Source organism: Colwellia sp. RE-S-Sl-9 (genome assembly GCF_048296855.1).
Classification (GTDB): Bacteria; Pseudomonadota; Gammaproteobacteria; order Enterobacterales; family Alteromonadaceae; genus Pseudocolwellia.
In genome coordinates this window covers 3,792,263-3,817,174 of the sequence record NZ_CP182631.1, presented here as the reverse complement: position 1 = coordinate 3,817,174, position 24,912 = coordinate 3,792,263, and the positions used below count along the sequence as shown (strand labels likewise).

Sequence of the window (24,912 nt, the reverse complement as noted above, 5' to 3'; positions counted from 1 at the left end):
TCGCTAAAAAACTAAAACTATTAAAACCTAAAGTTCAAACGTGCGTAATAAGTCATGCCATCAAAGCCGTATGGTAAAGCTCTAACTGGATATTTAAACGCACCATTAGTAATAGCATCAAGCACTTCATCTTGCCCTAACTCATCAGGTGTTTTATTAAATATATTGTTAATACCAATAGAAGCAGTAAAGGTCTCATTAATTTGACAATCAAGATTCACATCAATCAACACGGCTGACTCAACGGTACTCGTTGGCTTAAACCCACTGCCTAAGTTAATATGATCATTACCAAAGTAAGTTACATCCGTTTCACCGAAGTAATTCGCTCTTACAACGGTTGTCCAAGCATCTTGCGCGTAATCAAAGGTTAAGGTTGCACGTTTTTTAGGTTGTCCGTTAGTTAAAAAACTACGTTGTAAGTTGTCTAACGCTACCGATTCAGGAATACCGTTTTGGGTATTAACACTGTCAATTTCCGTTTCGTTAATGTTACCTGCAAAAGTTACCCCAAAGTCACCAGAAAGTAAGTCAGTATTGTATGAAACAATCACATCAACACCCTCTGTTATAGAGTTAACCGAGTTTGAAAAATAGTTAGCCTGTACTGCTCCGCTAGCCTCTAATGCTGTAACCGCTGCTGGATTAAACGCTACGTCGTCAGCATTAAGTAAACTGCCTAATGTAATTCTATCGTCAATTTCTACACGATAAGCATCAATCGTTACAGATATGTCATCAAATAAAGTGATAACAGCGCCTAAACTATAGTTTTTCGAGGTTTCTAGACCTAAGCTATCAACACCTAAAGCGGATGGAAAATCTGAACCTGCTGTTGCAGTAAACGACGGTAACAATACGCCATCAGCACCTAAATTAGCAGTATAAGCCGTGTACGCACTTTGTTGAAGTGAAGGTGCTCTAAACCCCGTTGATACAACACTACGCAATGCAAAATTTTCAGTGATGTTAAAACGTGTTGATAATTTACCAATTAATTTATCACCTGCATCTGAAAAGTCTTCATAACGAAGGGCTGCACCCAAATTCCAATCTTCCATTAACTGTATTTCTGTATCTACATAAAAGGCATAACTATGTCTATCCGCACCGCTTGCTGCGTTAGGTCTTAATCCTGGATAGGCTTGAAAGCCACATTCTGCAAAAACTGAATCATCAATTACCGATGGAAACGCTACATCTTGGTTCGCAAGTCCACAAGCATACGAAGCTTCTTCACCAGCAACAATAGCATAATCTTCATCACGGTATTCCGCGCCAAAAGCGATATAAAGTGGTTCTGCTAAGCCTATTTCAATTAAGCCCGTAATATCAGCATTAAGGGTTAATTGATCGTACCTAAAGCCTCCTGAATAGCCTGAAGTAGGTCCAGCATTAGCGGCTATATCAGCATCAGTTGCACTAGGATTTAAGCTTAAGTATTCAGCAGCGTAAGAAGCATTAATCGTATTTGCAGAATGGAAGTCATATTCGTTTTGACCGTAAGTAGCTGAAACGTCATAGCTCCAATCGTCATTCATTTCACCGCGAACACCTACCGCTGTTGAAAGATCTTCAGCTTCGTTGTCTATTCTTGGTAAGAATCCATCCGCATACACTTGAGGTACGTTTTTAACAGCATCACCAAAGTCACGATAAAAACCATTACCTAAAGCGGTACGATTTGAAAAGCCACCAAAGGCATACAGTTCTATATCATTCAGTGGGATCATCGCATTATAAAAAACGGATCCAAATTCAGAAGCAGAGTTACCTTGGATCCAACGAACATCGTCAGATAATGTACCAGCAGGAGTGGTAGAACTACCGCCTGTATCTCGTTGCGCTCGGTTAGTACCATCAGCATCACGATATTCAGCAGAAAGGTTAATAAATCCGCCTTCAGTTCCAATATCAAAACCTGTATTTAAACCAAATGATACCGTGTCGCCATCGCCCTCACCTGTCGATCCCGCTTGAACAAAGCCAGTGGTTTCATTTGTACTATTTTTTAATTCTAAATTAATAACGCCAGCAATCGCATCTGAACCATATTGAGCTGCGGCACCATCACGTAAAATCTGTACATTTTTAAGAGCAGTCATAGGAATAGAGTTCATATCGGTTCCAGCCGCACCAGCACCTACTGTACCATTTAAACCAAAAATGGCTTGGTTATGACGACGCTTACCATTGATCAACACTAAAGTTTGATCAGGCTGAAGACCACGTAAAGTCGCAGGTCTAAATAAATCAGAACCATCAGAGACTTGTGTACGGCTAAAGTTAAACGACGGTGCACTGGCTTGTAAGCTTTGGCCTAACTCACTAAAACCCCCTTTAGTTAATGATTCGCCCGTAATAATATCAATAGGAGAAGTAGACTCAGTTGCTGTGCGCGTTGAAACCCTTGAACCTAATATAGCGATGGTTTCAACTTCTTCTTCAGTTTCAACCGCTGGTGTTTGTGCTAAAGCAGGTAAACCGACAAATGAACTACTTAATGCAAGCGAAATTGCATGTAAATGGAATTTTTTTTTCATGTGAGTGCTCTTTGTTTGAGAATTTTTTGAGGGATGTTTTTATTGGCGCTATTCTAACGACTCCCTTAATTTGATGCAAAAGACTTAAGCTAAATAACCTAAGTTTTAGTTCTTCAGCAGCTCATATACCCGTTACCAATCAAGATACGTATTTCAGAGCGCTTGAGCGATATCAATTCAAGGCAATGCTTTGTAATAATGGTTGTTCCTTATAAAAAGGATTAACGAAGAAGTGATTTTGCTCAAGCGCTTCTTCGATGGGTCTAAATGACTTATGTACTAGCACTTTTAAAACTAACCTCATATTCCTTAACTCACCTTCAAATAAATTAAAAAATATTCAAATAAATATTGATTTAAATCAACAAAGGTTTAAACTTTCAGAAAATACTGAAACTTCAGAAAATACATATCATGATAATGACAGATAAAATAGAATCGTTTGTAATGCACTGTGGAGAAATGGGCAGTCGCTGGGGGTTTAACCGTACTGTTGGTCAAATGTATGGCTTGCTTGTGATTAGCCAAGAACCTTTAAGCGCAGTACAAATTTCTGAAGCGTTAAATATTTCTCGTGGCAATGTCAGCATGGGTATTAAAGAACTGCAATCGTGGCGATTAGTTCAGGTGCAGCATAAGCCAAAAGATCGCAAAGAGTATTACTCTCCTGCTGGTTCTATTTGGGAAATGGCTATACGTGTATTTGAAGAACGTCGTAAACGCGAAGTTGACCCAACCTTATCTTTATTACGCGATAATTTATTAAACGAACCCGCTAATAAAGAAGAGCAATATGCACAAGTAAAAATGCATGAAATACATGAATTGCTTGAAACTATTACTCATTGGGCAAGTGAACTACAAAGTATGAGTCCAGAAAAATTGAATACTTTAATGAAGCTGGGCGCAGGCGTAAGTAAAGTAATTGATATTAAAGATAAATTACTTAAGAGCAATTAATAAGTTTTAATTTTATAGCACAACCAAGCCGATTAACCTCCCTTATCGCTATTGGCTACAAAGCCATAGCGATCTTTTTACACATATTTTAACAACGGCCCACAGCGAGCTGCATAGGGCTAATGGAGTAAAAAATGTTAGATACTTTGATTTTATCTCGCATTCAATTTGCAACTAATATCAGTTTTCATATTCTATTTCCCGTTATCACTATCGCATTAAGTTGGTTCTTACTTTTTTTCAAAGTACGATTTGTCCAAACGAATGATCCAGTTTGGATGCGAGCCTATCGCTTTTGGGTAAAAATATTTGCTCTAACTTTCGCTCTTGGCGTGGTAAGTGGCATTACCATGTCATTCCAGTTTGGTACTAACTGGCCAAAATTTATGGAAACTGTCGGTAATATTGCAGGTCCATTATTAGGTTATGAAGTGCTAACCGCTTTCTTTTTAGAGGCTGGTTTTCTAGGCATTATGCTATTTGGTATTAATCGCGTATCACCATTAGTTCATACCCTTTCTACCTTTATTGTTGCTTTTGGTACTACGTTATCAGCCTTTTGGATTTTAGCGCTTAACTCTTGGATGCATACACCGCAAGGTTACGAAATGCGTGATGGAGTTGCTTTTCCTATTGATTGGTTGGCCATTATTTTTAATCCATCATTCCCATATCGATTTACACATATGCTGATTGCCTCAGGGTTAACGGCTGCATTTTTAATTGCGGGCATCAGTGCGTATCGTTTATTAAAAGGTGACGACAAACGCGCACCTAAACTTACCTTAAAAATAGCTTTAACGGTGGCAGCTATTTTAGCGCCAACACAGGCATTAGTAGGGGATTTTCACGGATTAAATACTTTAGAACATCAACCACAAAAAATAGCGGCAATGGAAGGTATTTGGCATACAGAAAAAGGCGCCCCCTTGTTACTTTTCGCCTTACCTGATGCCGTAGAAAAAACTAACCATTTTGAAATAGGCATTCCCAATATGGCTAGCCTGATTTTAACTCATGACTTAAATGGTGAGATCAAGGGCTTAAACGAGTTTGAAGGTAACCATCCGCCTGTTATGCCAGTGTTCTTCTCTTTCCGCATTATGGTTGGCCTCGGCTTTCTGATGTTATTTGTTGCATGGACTGGGCGTATTCAACTCTGGCGTAAAAAGGAGCTATCACCTTGGGTGTTAAAAACCTTATTGTTCATGACATTTTCAGGTTGGGTAGCCACATTAGCTGGCTGGTACGTTACTGAAGTAGGACGCCAACCTTGGCTAGTAACAGGGATATTAAGTGTTAAAGATGCTGCTACTGATATAGCTCCCGCAAATGTAGGTTTATCGTTAATCTTATATTTAATCTTGTATACCGTGTTAATGATTGCTTACTTACATACTATTTTCACTATGGCAGGTAGAGCGGTTGAAATTGAAGAAATCAGCGATGATGAAATTACAAAACCCATTATCACTTCAGCAATAGAAGGAATAAAATAATGTTTGAAGCTAACGCACTCGCCATAATATTTGTCGCTTTAATGGGATTTTCAATTCTTCTTTACGCCATATTAGACGGCTACGATTTAGGCGTGGGTATTTTACTTCCCCTAAAACAAGAAGATAACAGCGATACCATGATCGCCTCTATCGGCCCTTTTTGGGATGCTAACGAAACTTGGTTAGTTTTAGCGATAGGTTTATTGCTGATCGCTTTTCCTGCAGCTCATAGCTATATATTTAAAGAGCTGTACTTACCCACTGCGGTGCTGCTGATTAGTTTAGTACTGCGTGGCGTCGCTTTCGATTTTAGAGCTAAAGCAGCGTTTAGCCATAAACCCACATGGAACAAAGTGTTTAAAATGGGATCGCTTCTCGCTTCTATGAGCCAAGGTTACATGTTAGGCATGTATGTAATGGGCTTTGAAAGTACATTTGCTGCCTACAGCTTTAGCTTGCTCAGTGCTTTAGGTGTTGCTGCTGCTTACAGCTATATTGGTGCTTGCTGGTTAATAATGAAAACCGAAGGTGATTTACAAGTGCAAGCCGTTGCTTGGGCTAAAAAGTCAGGTCTTATTTGTTTTATTGGCATATTAGCTGTATCAGTAATCAACCCAATAATTAATCCTAATGTATTTGACCGTTGGTTTGAATCATCTAGCATGGTTTTCATGTTACCGCTGCCTATACTCTGCTTTAGCTTGTTTGTTTACAGTTTTGTACAATTAAAAAAACTTCCCGCAGAAAACGATAAAGGTTGTTGGAAGCCCTTCACGGCTGCCGCAATCATATTTGTATTGTGTTTTATTGGTTTAGGTTTTAGCTTTTTTCCTTACATAGTGCCAAACAAAATTACGATTTGGGAAGCGGCTTCAGCACCAGAATCATTAAGCTTTATACTATGGGGTGCCATTATTGTTGTACCAGTAATATTTAGCTACACCGCGTTTTCATATCGTGTGTTTTGGGGCAAGGTGCAAGAGCTAAGGTATCATTAAATGATAAAACCTCTCTTAGTAATAAGAGAGGTTTTAAATTATTCTGCTTAACCAATATGACTCATACTATTTCTACAACTATTATTTAACCTCAAACACCTTCAAGCACTAATTCTTGTAAAGCAGCCAACGCATTGTCAGCATCTTTGGCTGCAACAAAAATATGATCGTGATAATAAGCCGCTACTACATTGGCGCTAATATTAGCTTGCGTTAACTTAGTAGAAACCGCAGCCGTTAAGCCAACAGCATCAAGGCTAGAATGTACGTTCAGTGTTATACATTTAAAAACACCTTCGTAAGCAATGTTGTGCAGGTCAGCTTTTTCTTTTGTTAGCATAACCGTTAAGCCTTCCTTTTCTTGGAAAGTTCCTACAGGCTCTAATACGCTCAATTGTTGATAATCTACCTGCTCAAGCATACCAAAAATATACTCATCGCTTAGTAAGATAGGAGTCATTGAAGTAATAAGTTTTGCTAAGTTTTTTTCACCAGACATTTTATACCCTCACATTAAATAAATTTAGGTTAATTATTATATTAATCATTACTTTAAAACTTTCAGTCCTGCAACCCCAATAAAAATCAAGCCAAAGCAAAGCAAATGTTGTAGCTTTAATTGCTGGTCAAAAAAGTAATGATTTATAATAGAAATAGATATAACGCCCACAGCTAACCACACCAAATAAGCGTGAGCAATAGGGATATCTTTAATAGAAATAGAGAATAATACTAGGCTTAGTACCATTGAAACAACGGCAAAGATTACAGAAGGAATGTTTGTGAAAGATTCGGATTTTTGAATACCGTATAACCAACCAGCTTCTAAAAGTCCTGCAACAAACAGAATAAACCAAGACATATAACATTCTCTTTAATTCTGGGGTCGTCCCCTAATAAAGATAGAGCGGTGAGGTCGTCCTCACTTCAATGTTAATACGCTTATATTTTATATCAATATTCTAAAACTACAATAATTTATGCCTGATAGTTTATTAAAAACGCCTAACCCAATTATCAGGTTAGGCGGATAAAGCTCACTAAGTTCAAAAGCTTTATACTTAACTTTAACTATACAAACTTAGGTGCACTCGGCTGATTATTTCGTCTGGTAACATACAAAATACATTCAACATCACCTTTTTGTGCAAACGTACGTGTTGAACCTATTGGCGTAGTAAAGGTATCGCCTTTTCCTAAAGAAAGTGTCTCGCCATCAACCGTAATATCAACTTGACCTTGATGAACAAAAATAACCTCTTCTTCAAAACGAATATGCGCAGGAATAACAGCTTTTGCTTCAAGCTTTAAGGCACGTATAGCAAAACCATGTTCCCAATTTAATTTACTTGCTGGTAAATCTTCTGCGGGGTTTTCAGGTCCCGCGAGTGGTACTTCTTCAACGCCGTCGAATTGAGCAAGGCACGAATTTTTAGCCCACTCAAACGTGTCTCTGCGCTGCACGATACTTTCCATCGCTTCGCTACCAACAATACGGTGTTCGGCAATTTGTGCATTTGAGGTTACAGGCATTGGTTTTTTGTCTGTAGGTATCTCTTCACCTAAGGTGGTATCCACTAAACTGCCATCTTCAAGTAATACCAAACCGTACTTTTTAGCTAAATCAAATACTTGTGGTGCCCATAATACGCGTCCTGGATCATCACTCCCTAACACAGCATATAAGTAAGCGGTATCGTTACCTACGTTTTCAAATCCACGGAAAATATCAGTAGGAATTGAAATAATATCGCCTTCAGTGAGTATTATTTTTCCGTCGTCGCCATTAACACCACTCATGAAAGCCCAAGTACCGTTATGAATAATAAAAACTTCTTCGGTTAAATGACTATGTTGCGAATTTAAACACCCTGCTGGTTGGCGTGCACCACCAATATTAAAGCCATGTGGTATTGAAATATGTATATGTTGGTCTGGGTTTTCAGCCACACCGGGGCCAATTAAAGTAAAGTTTTCTTTTTTGTCACTGCCTGGGCTACGCGTATCAATAAAAGCATTAGTGCAAGGTTTTAAGTCATCATATCTAATTAATCTATCTGCTAACTTCATCTTTTATATCCTAATTTTTAATGTGGAATAATATAATGAACAATGTTCATCTGTTGTTTTATTGATTAACGTGCTGTCCAGCCGCCATCGACTTTAATGCTAGTGCCAGTGATCATTGACGCTAAATCACTTAACAAAAATGTACAGCTATTGGCTATATCTTCTACTTTGGCTAAACGGCCTAGAGGGATCATATTAAACACAAAGTTTTTAAAATCTTCGTCTTCAAACATAGGCTCAGTCATGGGAGTTAAAACAAAAGTGGGCGCCACGGTATTAACACGAATATTATGATCGGCTAATTCTACAGCCATGGCTTTAGTTACGCCTTCAACTGCGTGTTTACTCATGCAATACAAGGTACGCCCTTGTGAGCCAACAAAACCCATTTGTGACGACATATTTACAATAGATGCTGCTTTAGAATGCTTCATAGGCGTAATAGCCGCTTGAGATATTTTATAAAGGGTACGAATATTTAAGTCGATAACCGCATCTATATTCTCGTTACTTTGCTCTTCCATTGGACCAACACGATTAATACCCGCGTTATTTACTAGGCCATCTAAAGTCGGTAATTCACGTAATTTTTGATAAAAATCTTCACTGGTAACATCCATTACCCATGGAGTGACTCTTTCAGGGTAGCGTGCAACAAGTTTATCTAAATCACTTTCTGTTCTTGCTACAGCAATAACATCAGCGCCATATTCAGCCGCCATAGCCGCACAAGCTAAACCAATGCCTTTACCTGCACCTGCAATTAGTATTTTTTTATTAGTGAACAAATTTTTATCAAAACCCATCGTTTTACTTCCTGAAATCATTTATTGCATTCGAAGTCATTATTACGTAGGATTTACTTAAGTTCAAGTAAAATAATTAAGTAAACCTTAATATACGTCAATAAAACCGGAGATATTGAAATGATTAAATACCTTAAAAAAGGCAAGCAAGAAGAAGAAAAAAAGGATTATTTACAATCAGTTAAAAACACTGTTGAAAACATAATCGAAGACATTGAAACTGATGGTGATAAAGCGGTTGCAAAATATTCTGCGACTTTCGACAAATGGAATCCGAAGTCATTCAGATTGAGTGCAGAAGAAATCAAAGCCTGTTACGACGAACTCGATGACAGCATAATTGAAGATATTAAATGGGCACAAACACAAGTACGTAACTTTGCTCAAATTCAACGTGACTCAATGAAAGACGTTGAAGTAGAAACAATACCGGGCGTTATTTTAGGTCACAAGCATATTCCTATGGAAAGCGTAGGCTGTTATGTACCAGGTGGTAAATATCCACTCGTAGCGTCTGCTCATATGAGTGTAGTAACAGCAAAAGTAGCAGGCGTTAAGCGTGTTATTGCTGCAGCTCCTCCATTTGATGGAAGACCTTCACCAGCTATCGTTGTAGCAATGGACTTAGCCGGCGCTGACGAAATTTATTGTTTTGGTGGCGTACAAGCGATTGCTGCAATGGCTATTGGTACAGAAACCATTGCACCAGTAGATATGATTGTTGGCCCAGGTAATGCTTTTGTTGCTGAAGCTAAGCGTCAATTATTTGGTCGTGTGGGTATCGATTTATTTGCTGGTCCAACTGAAACATTAGTTATTGCAGATGAAAGTGTAGATGGTGAATTATGTGCAGCCGATCTTCTAGGCCAAGCTGAACATGGTCCTACATCACCAGCTATTTTACTAACCAACAGTGAAAAACTAGCACGCGATACAATGGCAGAAATAGAAAGACAATTAACTATTCTACCTACGGCAGAAGTTGCAGGTGCAGCATGGAAAGATCACGGTGAAGTAATTGTATGTGACACCTACGAAGAAATGATCGAAGTTGCTAACGACTTAGCCTTTGAGCATGTACAAATAATGACAGAGAATATTCCTTACTTTAAAGAAAACATGCGTAACTTTGGCGCACTATTCTTGGGCCCTGAAACTAACGTGTCTTACGGCGACAAATGTATTGGTACAAACCATACGCTTCCAACTCGTAAAGCGGCGCGTTATACTGGCGGATTATGGGTAGGTAAATTTATCAAAACCTGTACATTTCAAAGCGCTACAGAAGAAGCATCAGTTGTTGTGGGCGAGTATTGTTCAAGACTTTGTGCTGTTGAAGGGTTTGCTGGCCACAAGGAGCAAGCAGATATTCGCTTGAGAAGATATAAAGGATAAACATTGAGTAAAAATAAAAAAGTAACTTCTTATGATGTCGCGCGTGAGGCTGGTGTATCACAATCAGCCGTATCACGCGTGTTTCGACCAGGGTTAAGTGTTTCGCAAAAAACACGTGAAAAGGTTATGACAACCGCAAATAAAATGGGTTATCGACCTAATGCTATCGCCAGAATGTTAATTACTAAACAGTCTGGCATGGTTGCTGTAATTGTTTCATCACGTGCAAACGAAAACTATCCTGAAGTACTTTCGCAAGTCAGTAAGCAACTTGCGGCTCGCAATAAGCGAGTTTTATTATTTACCTTAGATGATGCCGATGGTGTAGATGATTTATTTGAACAAATCTGGACCTTCCAAGTAGATGGCGTTATCGCACTTGCTGCTCATTTTGAAAGCCAACGCTTAGCCCAATTTGAGCAACATAAAGTACCCGTTGTGCTCTATAACCGTAATGTTCCTGATGCGTCAACCAATACAGTTTGCTGTAATCACGAACAAGGTATTAAACAACTGCTTGCTGAATTAAAGCTGAATAATCCTCAGTCTTATTTAGTGCTTTCAGGACCAACAGATTCTGATGTAGCCAATGAACGTAGAGAGATCACCCTTGATTTACTAGAAAAAATGGGTGAAAAAAACGTTCATGTTCTTTACGGCGATTACACCTACCAGTCGGGCAGAGATTGCCTTGCTAAGTGGTTGAAAAAGCACCCTGCTCCCGATGCTGTAGTATGTAGTAATGATACAATGGCCATAGGTGTAATTGACGAAATAAGAGAAAACCACAACATACATATTCCAAACGATATGTCTGTTGTAGGGTTTGACGGCATCGCCTCTTCGTTTTGGCAGAGTTACCAAGTAACCACCATAAAACAACCGGTAGAGCAATTGGTAAAAGCAGCTGTAGACATGTTATTAGAGCATATTAAAAACTCTGATTCGCCGCCAGAAGCTCGTGTATTAACGGGCACCTTAATTAAAGGGAATTCTGTAAAGCGACCTTAACTAGGTTATTTTAGATGCATTCTTTACCTATATTAATTTTACCCGGCACCTTATGTACAGGTGCCATGTTTACCCACCAAATTAATCAATTAAAAAAGCATTGCAACCATGTATCTGTGGTGCAATTTACGCAAGAAGCCACTCTCGCAGAAATGGCCGCTCTCGTTATAAAAGCAACAAATGATCAACCCTGCGCTATTATTGGCTTTTCAATGGGCGGTATTGTCGCTGAAGAAGTCGCTAAAACGCATCCTCATCTTATTGTTAAACTTGCTTTAGTTAATTCAAATTGCCATGCCGACTTACCTGAACGAAAAGCCGGACGCGCCGCACAAATAAAACAAGCAACCGACGGGCAGTTAACCGAATTAATTAAAAATACCTTTATGCCTAACTACCTTTATAAGCAAAACGAAAATCATCAGAAGTTAATTCTTGATATGGCATTATCTCTTGGTGAAAAATGCTTTGCTGCACAAGCTATGGCAATAGAAGACAGACCTGATACGCTTAATGTGCTTGAGCAACTTAATGCCGACATACTTATTATTAGCGGTAAACAAGACAAAATATGTGCCGTAGAGCATCAACAATATATGCATAAATCATTACCCAACAGTGACTTATTATTATTGGATGAATGCGCACACTTTTCACCTTTAGAGCAAGCTGAAAAAGTATCTCATGCATTAACACTTTGGTATTTATCACCCGATAACGCGTAACATTAGGAAATAATCATGAATTTAAAAGAAAAGTTAGCGCAGAAAAAACCATTATTAGGTACTTTTATCAAAAGCACACATTTTCATAATACCGAAGTATTAGCTCATACTAATTTAGACGTATTATGCTTAGATGCCGAACATGCTCCTTTTGATCGTGGCGATTTAGACACTTGTATTTTAGCAGCGAAGTCGAAGAAAAAGCCTGTGGTAGTTCGTATTCCAGACAGTGAAAACTCAACCATTTTAAATGCGCTAGACACTGGTGCCGACGGCGTCGTTATTCCTCATGTATTAAATGCTGAACATGCTCGCCGAATTGTTAAAAAATGCTTTTTTGGCCCAGATGGTAGAGGCTATGCTGGCTCAACACGCTTTGCCGGATACACCACGAATAAACTCCCTGAAAACTTATTAGCCAATAAAAACGAAACCTGTGTAATCGCGCAAATAGAAGATCTTGAAGCAGTAGATAACATTGACGAAATTTGCCAAGTAGAAGGAATCGACTGTATTTTTATTGGCAGAATGGACTTAACCGTAGCCTTACAACAAACAGACGCTAGCCACCCAAGTGTTATGGTCGCGGTAGAAAAAATAGTAGCGGCATGTAAAAAACACAATAAAAATTGCGGCATGTTTGTTGGTGATTTAACCGAGTTACCTCGTTGGATAAAAGCCGGCGTCAGCTTGTTTTTATTAAGCTCAGATCATGGGTTTATGTTAAGTGGTGCTGCTCAGTTAGAGCAAACATTTAGTAAAGCCATTGAGCAGAGTAACAAATAAAAAGTAAAGTATGTACAAGTAATCGCTTTAAAAATAAAAAAGGAACATAAAAATGTTCCTTTTTTGATCATGTCCAAGTTGATGCTAAGTGTTTATTCCTCTTCCTTGCACTGTGCTTTAGCAAGCTTCTTTAAGTGTTTAATGAAATCTTCGCCTTCGAAAACAGTACAATTACTCATTCCATTTTCCGAAGAATATCGTTTAGCGCAAGAGCTTTTAACTACCTTTTTATTATCTTCAGTTAAACTTAAATATTCGGTATAAATCCAATCTTCACACTGCTCAGCAGTAAGCGCTACATTAGGGAAATCCGCACAGTATGCATTACATGATAATAATAAACTGACCGATAAAATCATCTTCTTAAGCATTTTTAAATCCTTAGGTTAAATAACCATAAATATTGGTAAAACACATAACGTTTTGCCAACCATTTTAGTCCTTTTGAGTAAATTGTAAGTTTATTTCATTGGCTTAGAGCTAATCAATTTATTTTTGAACAATATTAACTTTATTTGTTCATTAACAATCCCATAAACACTTTCATCTTCTGATATATCTTCTAATTTCATCCCCATCATTTCACTAATAGTGGTACTTCTTGATTTGACTATTACTTGATTGTTCTTGGTATCTAAAAAGGCTGATTTTATCTCCTCCTTATATTCAATATTTACATTAGGGTTTTTCATCATAGACATTGTAACTTTAGCCATTTTTAAATAGTTATCATATGAGACTTCTGTTTCCCCTTTATCTAATGCAGGATCAAAATCAATAGTAATCTTAGATTCTGGAGATATATATTTTTCGATAATAGATATATCTCCATCTAATAGTGCTTGATATATCTCCCTATTAATATTAAGAACTTGTTCTTTATCAATCACACCCTCTGCAAATGAAAATCCAGACATAAATATAACTAAAATAAAGATATTTATTTTTTTTAACATAACCACTCCTTAGTTGAAAATTTGTAAACCTAACGCCTCATTCAGAGGCAAATAATAGTTGCTTAAATAGCGATGCACAAACAAAGGTTCGTTGGCAATATTTTATTAAACTCAGATTTAGCTTTATCTTTTTGCTCTAATTTAAAGTACAAAGTTACTCTTATAAAACACTATCAACTATTTCAGGGTATTCCCTCATAAACTTTATAAATTCTTTTTCCATTTCTGTAGTTGCTTCCACTTCTCCCCTAATCGCTTTAATGTAACTCTCTTGCTGCGAATTAATAGGTTTGAGCATGCCTTTAACTAACATCACAATATATTTACCCGCATAACTAATTAAATGCTGGCTACGAAGGCTGTAATCATTTGTTAAATTAACGTCGAAGCCACCATTAACGAGTATCTTTAAATGTGATTCAGGAAAAATACTCTTAATACCAGACATGCTTTTCAATAGGTGTAAGATCATGTCTTTATTTTCTAAAATATCTACATGGCCGCTGTTAAAGCCAAATTGCCCACGCGATTGCTTTTGTACTTCAGGATGCAACTGACTTGATAACGGTACAACACCATCACTGTTTTCGCCTAACTTCAACATACCTGAGTTATTAAACGTATAAAAAAGCTGATGATTTACAAGTCTAGATAATGGTTTTCGATAGAGTTCTTTTATAAATTTGCTTGTTGGATTTAAATCTCGCCAAGAAGGTAATACGATAAGTCCGTGCTTTTCACCTGCAGCTGCCGAAGGATGACCACCAAATGGAGTTGATATACTTACAAACAATTCAACTTTATTTTCATTTACTTTGCCTTCGTATTGATTAAATGCTTCTCGTACTACAAGGCCTCCCATACTATGAGCAACTATTACCATAGGCATATCCCCCATAGGAATAACGTTTCCTGAGAGAAAAATGTTGTAAAAAAAGTCGGCTAATTGATCAAGGTCGCCACCAGAAGGATAATAAAAAAACCACGCTTGATAACGATTTTTATCCATGTGTTCAATAATGGGTTTAAACGATCTTGAGCTACCGCCAATACCATGAACAAAAATAACAGGAATTTTATGTGCAACATTTTCTTCTAAGGCATAAAACATAGTTTTTGCATTTTCTAAAAATGAAGCAGGATCGTACATACCCATAGTGGCAATTTTTTCATCAAACATAGGGTCATCTAAGCTGCGAATACTTCCCGCTGGATAATACGCGGATTGCTCTGTCTCAATGATTTTAGGCGTTACAATATTCTCGGCCCAATCTACACTAGAACTTGTTATCAGCTTTATATCTATTTGCTTGGCAAGTTTGTCTGGAAAGTTTGTTGTATTTAAAGCTAACGCTTTCTCACCAACTATTTCAGATTGATGAAACAATCCATCTTTATTTATATCGGCATAAACAAGTAAGGTGTACTCACCTTCAGGAAGGTTTAAACCATAATGCGTGTTGGTTCTTTTAAAGAACATTGTGTCAACTCGCTCACGGTTTTTAAATTTGCTAGAATACGCAGCAATAGCTATAGGGGTATTAGCATAATTATTTGAATGAGCTATTGATTTCCCCCAAACAAAAAAGGTTTCTTGGTCTAACATATGCTTTAGATTAATTTGACTGGGATCTGCATTTTGAAGCTTTGTATACTCAGCCTGAATGGCTGAATATTTTAGATAAGTGCATGATGTCAGCGTTAGAGCTAAACAAACCATTATAAGATGAGTTTTTTTAATCAAACCATATTCTCTACACAATTTTTAATTATATACCCGTTAACATAATGATTATGTTGCATTCTGCAACGAGTATATTCAAGTCATTTCAATAACAGTCTAAATTATTAGCCTCTGGCAATATCTATAATATTTATTTCATGGAAAATTTTTAAACGTATAAAATAAAAAACGCCTGAGAGGCGTTTTTTATTTTAGTAACAACGTAGAATACATGACTACGTTCGATAAGTAATTCTAACTCAACAAGTCTTAAATGAATGAACCATGAGGATCAATAACAAACTTCTTCGCTGCCCCACCATCAAAATCAGCGTAGCCTTCAGGCGCTTGATCTAGAGATATCATTTGTACATTAACAGCATCAGCTATTTTAACTTTGTCAAATAAAATAGCTTGCATCAACGGACGCTGATAACGCATTGCTGGACATTGACCTGTATGGAATGAATGTGACTTAGCCCAACCTAAACCAAAGCGCATGCTCAATGCTCCTATTTTAGCCGCATCATCTTGTGCACCTGGATCTTCGGTTACGTACAAGCCTGGAATACCAATTTGACCACCTGCCCGCGTAATTTGCATCGCTGAATTAAGTACAGTAGCTGGAGCTTCTTTTCCATGATTACATCCACAACCATGTGCTTCAAAACCAACACAGTCAACAAAAGCATCGACTTCTCGCTCACCTAAAATAACTTCCAGTTTATCTTCCATGTCGCCATCTTCACGTAAATCAATGGTTTCACAACCAAAGCTTCTTGCTTGTGCTAGACGATCTTCAATCATGTCGCCAACAATAACACAAGCGGCACCTAGCAGCTGTGCTGACACTGCTGCAGCTAAACCAACAGGTCCTGCTCCAGCAATATAGACTGTAGAACCTGGACCAACGCCAGCGGTTACACAACCATGAAAACCTGTAGGGAAAATATCAGATAATAGAGTCAAATCACGTATTTTTTCCATGGCTTGATCTGAATTAGGAAATTTCAACAAATTAAAATCTGCGTATGGCACCATAACATATTCAGCTTGGCCACCAACCCAACCACCCATATCAACATAACCATAGGCGGCACCAGGACGAGCTGGATTAACATTAAGGCAAATGCCTGTTAAGCCTTCTTTACAATTACGACAACGACCACATGCTATATTGAATGGAACAGAAACAATATCACCTTCATGAAGAAACTCTACGTCACTACCACACTCAATAATTTGACCAGTAATTTCATGACCTAATACCAACCCTGATTCAGCCGTAGTACGACCACGCACCATATGTTGATCTGAACCACATATGTTAGTCGTTAATACACGTAAAATAACACCATGATTACACTTGCGTTTACCTATAGATAACTTAGGAAAATCAATTCCCTCAACAGCAACTTTACCTGGTCCTTTATAAATAACGCCCCGATTACTTTGATTCATAATAATTACTCTCCTAGTTTTATTGTTATAGATAAATTCTATTTGATTATTTTCGTAAATCTAATTTGTTATTTAACCTTGGAATGGCTTAAATAAAGCACAAATATTGTTCTCGACTATAGCCTTTCTTGCTATTACAGATCAATAGTTAAATGTTAACAATAAAGCAAGCTGAAAGTTTTAAAAAATTTAAATAAACAGCTTTCCTCATGCCTGTCCTTTGTAGGATTGAATTGTTTTGCTTTAAAAATCCGCTCATATACCCGTTACTAATCAAAATTCAGTTTCAGAGTGTATCTTGAATGGTTACGGGTATAAAACAGCTGTTTAGTTCAACTTATCATCCTGAACAGAGATTAATTCGTTTGCTCACCTTTCAACTCATACTTAGCGCGCATGTTTGTGATTATCTCACGGGCTTCGTAGCTTTCTTGCTGTTCTGGGCGAACACCTTTACCTAGTTTTATATCGATAATGCTTTCAATTTCTTGCCCTTGATCGCCTAAGTTAAAGCCAATACCTAAATGTGTACTGGGTTGATTGCTACAACCGTAAATACCACAATCTCGACGAGTCCCAATACCTGTGTGTATAGTGCTTCGTGGTTGATTTTGTCCGTCAATAATTACATCGCGATTCGTTACAACAAACCAATCGTAGCCTTGCTGTACCGTTAATTCAGCAGCGCGTAAAAAGGTGTAATCAATCGCTTTTAGCTTATTGTCGGTACGTGTTTTAAAATGCACGCGTATTTTATCTTGGTTCAAAATGCTCTCTTGATAACCAACACCGTTATTTTTTGCTGCTCTGTATTCAGGGCTTGACGCACAAGCGGCAAGTAAACCGACCATACTGACTAACATGATAATTTTTTTCATTGTTTTTTCCTCGTGTGATTTATACCCGTTACCAATCAAGAGGCTATTTCAGAGCACTTGAGCGATATCAATTCAAGGCAATGCTTTGTAATAATGGTCGTTCCCTTATAAAAAGCATTAACGAAGAAGTGATTTTGCTCAAGCGCTTCTTCGATGGGTCTAAAAACAATTTATGCTTCGTTATTAACTTTAGTAAGGGAATAACCATGACGTAAACTTAATGCCTTGCATACATGGATGTATGTACTTAGATTTTGTTTGGAACGTAAAATCTGTGCCTAAATTGTTTTTAGTTCCCACTGAAACCTGCATCTTGAATGGTAACGGGTATATCTGGTTATTTTTTCCAACGGTTATTAATAAATTGTTGTTCTTGCTGTTTATCTAAAAAATCACCTACTGCCATGCTATCTATTTGTTCTCGTAACAAACTCGTTGACGTAGCCGTTTGGTAATTTTGAGTTGAGTGTTTTTGTTCTATTACCGTTAAGTTTAATTCCCATTGTTGGTTAACTCTACAAGCAATACTATGTTCAACATCTTGCTCGTTATTAATGTCGTACTGACGACAAAAATCACCTTGCTGATTTGTAAAAGTAAGCTGTGTTTTTATCGTTTGTCCATTTGATAATACTTGTTCATTACCACTGGTTTGTTGTTCTAATATTTGAACAACCTCTTGCCAGCTATTACCTGTATTGCTTTGAGTAAATACTGTTGCAAAAAGCCCAGCAGCAACTGCAACACTTGCCGCAATAGCAAAAGGTTTATTGGTTGATTTTTTAGTACGTTGCCAAAGGCTAACCACATTACTTTCGTTATTTGTATGGTTTGCTTTATTCGCCGCTTGCGCTTTATCAGTAAACTGCTCAGCAGCTTTTATTGATTCTACTGGAGCTGAATCTTCAGGAATTGCCGCGAGTAATTCGTTAATAGCCGCAGGTAATGGTTGCTGATTAATTTTGTCGTATTCATTCGCAATCATTTCGTCAACCATAGCTAAATCAGCTAGGCGGTTAGCTAAGTTATCATCTTCAAGTAATGCAGCTCTGATCCGCTCCATTTGTTGCTCTGGTAATTCAGCATCTAAAAAGGCAGATAAAGTTTCATCGCTAAAGGTATCGTTATTCATGCCATTACTCCTGTGCTGTTATTTAAACATTGGCTAAGACTAATTCGCGCTCGAGATAGTCGACTCATCACGGTTCCTATGGGTATTTCTAAAGTTTCAGCAACTTCTTTATACGACATGCCCTGAATAGCCACTAAAGACAAAATTGAACGTTGTTCGTCGGGTAAAATGTCCATCGCGTTATTAACTTCTTGTAGGCTAATTTTATCGGTTTGCTGCTTTTCGTCATTCACTATTTGACCATCGGTTAACTCTGGTGATTCTGCCGCAGTTTGCCTCACTTTACGAGAACGATATTCATCAATCCATAAGTTACGACAAACCCGAAACATCCATTTATTTAACTCAACGTTTTCAGGCACGCCTTTAGTTAATAAGCGTTCAATGGTATTTTGTAATAAATCGTCTGCATCGTGTTGATTACCCGTTAGCGAATAAGCAAATCGACGTATCATAGGTACTAAAGCAATTATTTGATTTTTCATTTAATCTCTCCGTTATATACCCGTTCCCACTGAAACCTGCATCTTGAATGATAACGGGTATAATAGGTAGACGAATGACAATGAAGTTTATTCCCAAATTTTTGGAATTTTTTTACTTTTAATACGTTTTCTTAATACAGCCCGCAAATTTTATAGGAAAAACAATGATAAATATTAGGCAAGCCGTATTAATATTCTGCATAAGTATAACACTACCTACTTCACTTAAGGCAGATGGATTATTAGGTAAACCGCTGTCAAGTATAGAAAATTCAATATTGAACGATAGAGTCATTAATCGCCAGAATAATATTATTAATAAAAAAGCAGAAGAAATAAGAAAGAAGGCAGCACAACAAACTAACCTAAATAAATTATTAATAAAATTACCTGAAGGCGAAGTAAGTTCTTTAATTTTGCCCGTGGGTAATTTAACCGAGCCCCTCAATATTTTAGACAACGCAGGCAAAATCCTCTTTAGAGATGTTGAAGTAGAAAACGGTTGGCGCGCCATAGAACGCCAATGGTTAGTTATGAGCTCTCAACAAGAGTTAATACAATTAAAGCAACTCGCGCAAAACAACCGTATTGAAATAGTAAACACTAAAAGCTTTAATGCTTTGGCATTAACCTTAGTGCAATTTAAAGTACAAGCGTCGTTTGATAGCGCTGAAAAAATCGTTTCCATACTACCTGTATCGTTACATAAAAAACTAACACGCGATTACGTGTATCAAACGCAATCATTAAAAGAGCTAAACCAAACTAAGATCCCTGCTTATGCAAATAAAACTAACATAACAAGTACAGCTTGTTTAGCACCGTTATCTATAGGTATGGTGGACACCGCAATAGATGTTCAACATCCTGTATTTAAGAATAAGTCGGTAACACGACAACGTTTTGTTCCTACTAATTTAACCCCACCTAAAGCTCATGGCACAGCCGTTTCAGCCTTGTTAATAAGCAGTTCGCCACAACTACCCGCTTTATTACCTAATGCTAAGTTATTTGCCGCTGAAGTGTTTTATGGCCAAAGCGATTTTAGCCAAGGAGCGAATTTATTTAGTTTAGTGGCGGGTATTAATTGGTTATTAGAGCAACACGTTTCAGTGATTAATATGAGTTTAGCTGGGCCAAACAACGCTATTTTAGCTACGGTAATTGAATCGGCTTTAGCCAAAAACATTACCATTGTTGCGGCCGTAGGAAATGAAGGACCGCACTCACCACCTTTATATCCTGCAGCTTATAAAAATGTAATTGGCGTAACGGCTGTTGATAAAAATAATAAATTATATCGCTGGGCTAACCGAGGTGATTATGTTGATTTTTCAGCGCGTGGTGTTTCAGTTAAAACGGCCCGTTTGTCTGGAGACTTTGGCTACGAAAGCGGAACATCGATGGCTGCACCCGTAGTAACGGCTTATGCCGCGTGTGCAAAGTTTAAAAATAAACAAGATGACTTGTTACAGCTTTTAACCCAACAAGCTGTCGATTTAGGAGAGAAAGGTCACGATCCATTATTTGGTTATGGTCGATTAGGGGATTAAAGCAGTAAGCTATTACTTCACAATTTATTCTATTTATCCAAACCTTATACCCCATAATGATAACGCAATTGGGCAATTAGAATTGAATCATCGAATTGTTTATAAACAATTCGATGTTCGTCATTTATTCGCCTAGACCAGTATCCAGATAAGCCGTGCTTTAAAGGTTCCAGTTTTCCAATTCCCTCATAGGGAGTTCTTTGAATGTCTTTAATAAGCAAGTTAATGCGTTTTAGTATTTTTTTGTCGGTAGTTTGCCTTTAAAAATAATGTTCGTATGCGTTAGTTGGGAAGATCAGCGTTATTCAATAAGCTCCCGTACTACTCCTTTACCAGATTCCAGCTCAGCAATAACTAAAACACTCCTTTTATCGATAACGTACTAATTGTTTCGTCGTAATTTAACGAAGCAATTGTTGATTCATAATGACCGTATTCCACTTTAGTATTGAGCGACCAGTTGGGTGTTATGTTGAATATCCATTGCGCGTCTACTACTTGGCTTTTATCTTTACGTTGCGCTTGTGCGTTACTCTCAGGTTGCTCGTTAGAGCCAAATTGATCCGTAGGGCTAAACGGTTCGTTGGTCGTTATTTGTTGATAATCTTTTTTGTTAAACTGCCAGCCAAACTGTATTTGTTGTTTATGATCCCAACCTTCAAAACTATGTGAATACATGACGCGAGCACCTAAGGCTTGGTGATCAAACTGGTTGTTGTTTGCGTTTTCATTGTCGATATTTAAGTTGAGTGAAACAAAGCTTTTGGCTTGGTTAAAAAAGAAAAAATGTTGATTACTAACTCCAAAACTTGTTGCGTCTCTGTCAGTTAAATTCGCAAATTCTTTCTTTTTATAGTCGGCTGAAACACGTAATAAATAACGTTGGTCAAACAACCTCGACCAATAAATACTGTTTTGACTAAACTGTAAAAAATCTTCCTTTGCTAATTCGGCATCTACAAAGTAATAACTAGTACCTAGGGTTGCATCGGTAAAACGATAATCTAAATCAAAAGCTATTTTTGCTAAATTTAAATCATAATCGTTATAAGTTTGGTAGTCGTTTACTTGATAACTTAAGTTAGATTTTAAGGTTAATTTAGGCGATATTTTCCATTTTATTTTTGCTTCGCCTTGCAAGGTTAATGCAACATCCGATTGTTCGCTTACTTGATCAAGCTCGGCAACGGTTAACGTATCGTCATGTTTTAGGCCACTGTTAATTTCCCAAGTTAGGCCAACAGCATCGGCATGCACTACGCTAGCAATCGCTGAAACGAATAATGTGCTAATGATTAAAGGTTGGTTAAGTTTTTTCATGTGGATGCTCCAGAATACGGCATAAATAAAATTAAAAAAGTGAAAGAAAAGACGAGAGGGGAACTCGCCTTTTTATGAGGTAAATTAGATACCTAAGCCTGAGCTAGCGTTAATCGCATTGTCTACTGAGTTATCAACCGTTAAGGCAACTGCATTGTTAATTTGGTCTGATATATTTTGAGTCAGGCTGCTATTCACACTTTGCTCAGTAGTGGCATTAATTGTCGCGCTAATAGTTTGCGTTAATACATTGTTTACTTCCGCATTAGTGAGTGCTTCTGTGCTACTTAATAACTCGCCAGCTAAATTGGCATTAACGGTATGATCAATCGCTTGCTCTACAATAACGCTTGTGTTTTGTTCAACACTTGATGACAAATTATTACCTATTGCTGTAGCTTGTTGCGCACTACCGGTTACAGCAAGGTCTATTTTTTCGCCACTTGCTAAGAGCACGTTTTGACTTGTTGTAACACCTGATGTTAACGACTCTTGCAACAAGGTTTGACTTTCACCTAACTGAGTTTGTAATTGTGTACCCGTTTTCGTTAACGTTTCAGTATACAATGCGCTATCTAACGACATTGATGTTTCACTACTCGTTTCGCTTTCAGAATTAGCTTTGGCTGTGTTGGTGTTTTCTTTCGTTTCCGTTTTAGGTTCTGTGGTTGACTCTTTTGTTACTGAGCCACCACCTTCTGCACCGTTCTCTTTATCAGCATTTGCATCAAGACTATTATTGTCTGCAAGCATAAGTTGGTTATTACTTTGCGTTGATTCGCTTGCTTGTGCTGATTGATTTGTATCTGTTGCAACTTGTTGCTCAGATGACGCACTCGCATCGTTTTGCATATTTGACGAAGTATCAAGTTGAGTTTGCTCTGCTTGATATTCAGCTTGTGTATTGCTGTTTTTTGAAAAAGTTAAGTTTGCGTCAGTATTTGCAAATACAGTTGTTGTTAGTGCACATGAAATATATAAAGCTGTTTTAGTTAAATTCATCATAATGTTGTCCTCAGAGAGTTTTTAGTAAATTCACTAAGGTAACGGTTGGTGCATGATGTTTATTCCAAATTTTTTTCATAAAAATTTAAATAAAAATTAAACATATGATTCTATTAGTTTATTTTTCAATATGTTTTTATTACTCCTTAATAAAAGCCTTTTATTCATTGCAAATAATCATTTCGGGCTAAATCTCATTTTTCCGTGTGGTCTTATGCTTTACTATTATTTGCAATGCCTTGATAAGTGCGTATGATCCATATTCCCCTTTGTATTTTCATTGTTGTAGCCAATATGACTGAAAATAGTCCTCCTACTAGAGTTTGTAGAATTTAATGAAAAAGTTGTTATCTTTACCCGTAGAAATGCCATTGTCTGAAGCTGAAAATCAGGTTTATCAAAATTTCCTTAAATATGTTCCGCCGCTGAGCTTAAATTTGATGGCGATAAAAGTTGAACATTGGCCAGATGATTTTTTAGGCTGGTGTGGGGAATTAATCAGATTATGTCGTGAAGATCTTAATATGGATCTTGTTGAAGATGAACAATTAGTCCCATTAAAAAAAATGCAAGATGTACTTGAAGCGGGCTTTACCCTTAGCCAGTTTAAAATGGCTCGTATTGCACCATGGCCAATATTTGTTGATTTTATTGAGCAGCAAAACACTATACATGCTTTAGATGAACGCTTACTTTTACTCACCTATATTGATGGCATACGTGAAAAACCTTTAGCTGAATTACTGATAGAAGACCGTTTAGCTTTTGCAGGTAAACATACAAGCGAACACGACCATAGTATTTATAATTTTGATATTGAATGGTTTGCGAGTACTAAAGGTGCCAAAGCTTTTCACGTATTACTTGAACAGTCGCCAGAAAAATTTGATATTGCATTAGCTCATATTCCTTTAACGGGTGATGTAACTTACGAAAACTACCAAAGTTTTGTTAGCGATTATCAGAAAATTTTTGAAGAGTATGCTCCGGAAAAACCACAAAAGACCAAAGCGCCATTAGCTGCTGCAACACGCTTATTAGCTATGCGTAGACCCGACCAATTTATTGCATTAAACAATAATAAAATAGATATTTTATGCCAAGGTATGTCGATCCCTAAATTTAAAAATACTGATTTTTCATCATACTGGCAAGACATGATAGCAACCTTGCACACTTTCGCATGGTGGAATCAGGCTGAGCCAACAGTTGCTGATAGCACAGAAGTAGATGCTGAAAATAAAGAACTCACTTTATGGAAAAACCGCGCGGTATTAATTGATTTATTTTTATTTGCTGATGCTGATTTAGCGCAAAACTCTAACTTTATTCGTTTTCGTGATAAAGCGCTAAATAAAGCAGCGACTAAATCAAGAGCAACACCTAAAAAACGCAGTAAAGAATCTGCTGAAATGCTAGTAGATAAAGCGCTAGAGTCGGAAGATATTCCAGAATATTTACACAGCAAGCGCGATACACTTATTAACCAAGTAAAAGGTGGTAAAAGCGTAGAACAAGCTATTGGTTTAATGCGCGCTATTTTTGGTTAATCATCCTTTGATCAAAACACAAAGAGTACTGCACCTGCAGTACTCTTCAAATCTAG

At 37.4% G+C, this 24,912-nt stretch carries 23 protein-coding genes and 1 pseudogene; 9 read left to right on the top strand and 15 right to left on the bottom strand.

Annotated features, from left to right (window positions below):
• Positions 1 to 20: 20 nt before the first annotated feature.
• On the bottom strand, positions 21 to 2,543 hold the full coding sequence (locus ACM9HF_RS16560) for a TonB-dependent receptor plug domain-containing protein (protein ID WP_473611563.1): 2,523 nt from the start codon (positions 2,541 to 2,543) through the stop codon (positions 21 to 23).
• A 414-nt stretch (positions 2,544 to 2,957) separates the two neighbouring features.
• On the opposite strand from ACM9HF_RS16560, the gene ACM9HF_RS16555 reads away from it, so the two are divergent.
• From ACM9HF_RS16555 to cydB, 3 genes are all read left to right on the top strand, one after another.
• Positions 2,958 to 3,503, top strand: coding sequence for a GbsR/MarR family transcriptional regulator (locus ACM9HF_RS16555; protein ID WP_473611559.1), 546 nt, complete (start codon positions 2,958 to 2,960; stop codon positions 3,501 to 3,503).
• A gap of 134 nt (positions 3,504 to 3,637) precedes the next feature.
• Entirely contained in the window at positions 3,638 to 5,002 is a 1,365-nt protein-coding gene (locus ACM9HF_RS16550) for a cytochrome ubiquinol oxidase subunit I (protein ID WP_473611555.1), read from the top strand.
• A complete protein-coding gene (gene cydB / locus ACM9HF_RS16545) occupies positions 5,002 to 6,000 on the top strand; it encodes a cytochrome d ubiquinol oxidase subunit II (RefSeq protein WP_473611551.1) in 999 nt (332 codons plus the stop codon). Before ACM9HF_RS16550 ends, cydB begins: the two co-directional genes overlap by 1 nt.
• 91 nt (positions 6,001 to 6,091) lie before the next feature.
• Here cydB and ACM9HF_RS16540 read toward each other — a convergent pair whose 3' ends face one another.
• The 4 genes from ACM9HF_RS16540 to ACM9HF_RS16525 form a co-directional block, all read right to left on the bottom strand.
• Positions 6,092 to 6,499: an ACT domain-containing protein gene (locus tag ACM9HF_RS16540; protein WP_473611547.1), complete on the bottom strand. Its 408-nt coding sequence runs from the start codon at positions 6,497 to 6,499 to the stop codon at positions 6,092 to 6,094.
• 48 nt (positions 6,500 to 6,547) lie between these two features.
• The gene (locus ACM9HF_RS16535) at positions 6,548 to 6,862 is read right to left on the bottom strand and encodes a DMT family transporter (RefSeq protein ID WP_473611544.1); all 315 of its coding nucleotides are present in this window, start codon (positions 6,860 to 6,862) and stop codon (positions 6,548 to 6,550) included.
• A 209-nt stretch (positions 6,863 to 7,071) separates the two neighbouring features.
• Positions 7,072 to 8,070 (bottom strand): cupin domain-containing protein, encoded by a 999-nt coding sequence (locus tag ACM9HF_RS16530; protein ID WP_473611540.1) that lies wholly within the window; start codon positions 8,068 to 8,070, stop codon positions 7,072 to 7,074.
• A gap of 65 nt (positions 8,071 to 8,135) precedes the next feature.
• Positions 8,136 to 8,876: an SDR family NAD(P)-dependent oxidoreductase gene (locus ACM9HF_RS16525; RefSeq protein ID WP_473611536.1), complete on the bottom strand. Its 741-nt coding sequence runs from the start codon at positions 8,874 to 8,876 to the stop codon at positions 8,136 to 8,138.
• Positions 8,877 to 8,996: 120 nt separating this feature from the next.
• Between ACM9HF_RS16525 and hisD the strand changes: the two genes are divergently transcribed.
• The 4 genes from hisD to ACM9HF_RS16505 are packed head-to-tail and all read left to right on the top strand — an operon-like array spanning position 8,997 to position 12,793.
• On the top strand, positions 8,997 to 10,271 hold the full coding sequence (gene hisD, locus ACM9HF_RS16520) for a histidinol dehydrogenase (RefSeq protein WP_473611532.1): 1,275 nt from the start codon (positions 8,997 to 8,999) through the stop codon (positions 10,269 to 10,271).
• A 3-nt stretch (positions 10,272 to 10,274) separates the two neighbouring features.
• Positions 10,275 to 11,282 (top strand): LacI family DNA-binding transcriptional regulator, encoded by a 1,008-nt coding sequence (locus ACM9HF_RS16515; RefSeq protein WP_473611528.1) that lies wholly within the window; start codon positions 10,275 to 10,277, stop codon positions 11,280 to 11,282.
• 14 nt (positions 11,283 to 11,296) lie between these two features.
• Entirely contained in the window at positions 11,297 to 12,007 is a 711-nt protein-coding gene (locus tag ACM9HF_RS16510) for an alpha/beta fold hydrolase (RefSeq protein WP_473611524.1), read from the top strand.
• A 15-nt stretch (positions 12,008 to 12,022) separates the two neighbouring features.
• Entirely contained in the window at positions 12,023 to 12,793 is a 771-nt protein-coding gene (locus ACM9HF_RS16505; RefSeq protein ID WP_473611519.1) for an HpcH/HpaI aldolase family protein, read from the top strand.
• A gap of 92 nt (positions 12,794 to 12,885) precedes the next feature.
• Here ACM9HF_RS16505 and ACM9HF_RS16500 read toward each other — a convergent pair whose 3' ends face one another.
• The 7 genes from ACM9HF_RS16500 to ACM9HF_RS16470 form a co-directional block, all read right to left on the bottom strand.
• The gene (locus ACM9HF_RS16500) at positions 12,886 to 13,164 is read right to left on the bottom strand and encodes a hypothetical protein (RefSeq protein WP_473611517.1); all 279 of its coding nucleotides are present in this window, start codon (positions 13,162 to 13,164) and stop codon (positions 12,886 to 12,888) included.
• Positions 13,165 to 13,254: 90 nt separating this feature from the next.
• Positions 13,255 to 13,749 (bottom strand): hypothetical protein, encoded by a 495-nt coding sequence (locus tag ACM9HF_RS16495; protein ID WP_473611513.1) that lies wholly within the window; start codon positions 13,747 to 13,749, stop codon positions 13,255 to 13,257.
• Positions 13,750 to 13,909: 160 nt separating this feature from the next.
• Positions 13,910 to 15,493 (bottom strand): lipase family alpha/beta hydrolase, encoded by a 1,584-nt coding sequence (locus ACM9HF_RS16490; protein ID WP_473611510.1) that lies wholly within the window; start codon positions 15,491 to 15,493, stop codon positions 13,910 to 13,912.
• Between the two features lie 249 nt (positions 15,494 to 15,742).
• On the bottom strand, positions 15,743 to 16,933 hold the full coding sequence (gene fdhA / locus ACM9HF_RS16485) for a formaldehyde dehydrogenase, glutathione-independent (RefSeq protein ID WP_473611508.1): 1,191 nt from the start codon (positions 16,931 to 16,933) through the stop codon (positions 15,743 to 15,745).
• 356 nt (positions 16,934 to 17,289) lie between these two features.
• Positions 17,290 to 17,811 carry a CC0125/CC1285 family lipoprotein gene (locus ACM9HF_RS16480; protein WP_473611504.1) on the bottom strand — a complete coding sequence of 174 codons (522 nt, stop codon included), beginning with the start codon at positions 17,809 to 17,811 and terminating at the stop codon, positions 17,290 to 17,292.
• Between the two features lie 337 nt (positions 17,812 to 18,148).
• Positions 18,149 to 18,943 carry an anti-sigma factor family protein gene (locus ACM9HF_RS16475; RefSeq protein WP_473611501.1) on the bottom strand — a complete coding sequence of 265 codons (795 nt, stop codon included), beginning with the start codon at positions 18,941 to 18,943 and terminating at the stop codon, positions 18,149 to 18,151.
• Complete coding sequence (locus tag ACM9HF_RS16470) at positions 18,940 to 19,428, bottom strand: RNA polymerase sigma factor (RefSeq protein ID WP_077340299.1); 489 nt, start codon at positions 19,426 to 19,428, stop codon at positions 18,940 to 18,942. The genes ACM9HF_RS16475 and ACM9HF_RS16470 overlap by 4 nt, the downstream gene beginning before the upstream one ends.
• Positions 19,429 to 19,592: 164 nt before the next feature.
• Between ACM9HF_RS16470 and ACM9HF_RS16465 the strand changes: the two genes are divergently transcribed.
• Positions 19,593 to 20,981 (top strand): S8 family serine peptidase, encoded by a 1,389-nt coding sequence (locus ACM9HF_RS16465; RefSeq protein ID WP_473611496.1) that lies wholly within the window; start codon positions 19,593 to 19,595, stop codon positions 20,979 to 20,981.
• 44 nt (positions 20,982 to 21,025) lie between these two features.
• Here ACM9HF_RS16465 and ACM9HF_RS16460 read toward each other — a convergent pair.
• The 3 genes and pseudogenes from ACM9HF_RS16460 to ACM9HF_RS16450 form a co-directional block, all read right to left on the bottom strand.
• Positions 21,026 to 21,286, bottom strand: a pseudogene (locus tag ACM9HF_RS16460) (Txe/YoeB family addiction module toxin).
• A 49-nt stretch (positions 21,287 to 21,335) separates the two neighbouring features.
• Positions 21,336 to 22,301 (bottom strand): hypothetical protein, encoded by a 966-nt coding sequence (locus ACM9HF_RS16455; RefSeq protein WP_473611492.1) that lies wholly within the window; start codon positions 22,299 to 22,301, stop codon positions 21,336 to 21,338.
• Between the two features lie 84 nt (positions 22,302 to 22,385).
• Positions 22,386 to 23,306: a hypothetical protein gene (locus ACM9HF_RS16450; protein WP_473611489.1), complete on the bottom strand. Its 921-nt coding sequence runs from the start codon at positions 23,304 to 23,306 to the stop codon at positions 22,386 to 22,388.
• Between the two features lie 335 nt (positions 23,307 to 23,641).
• Here ACM9HF_RS16450 and ACM9HF_RS16445 point away from each other — a divergent pair, with 335 nt between their 5' ends.
• On the top strand, positions 23,642 to 24,856 hold the full coding sequence (locus ACM9HF_RS16445) for a hypothetical protein (RefSeq protein ID WP_473611485.1): 1,215 nt from the start codon (positions 23,642 to 23,644) through the stop codon (positions 24,854 to 24,856).
• The last annotated feature ends 56 nt before the right edge of the window (positions 24,857 to 24,912 follow it).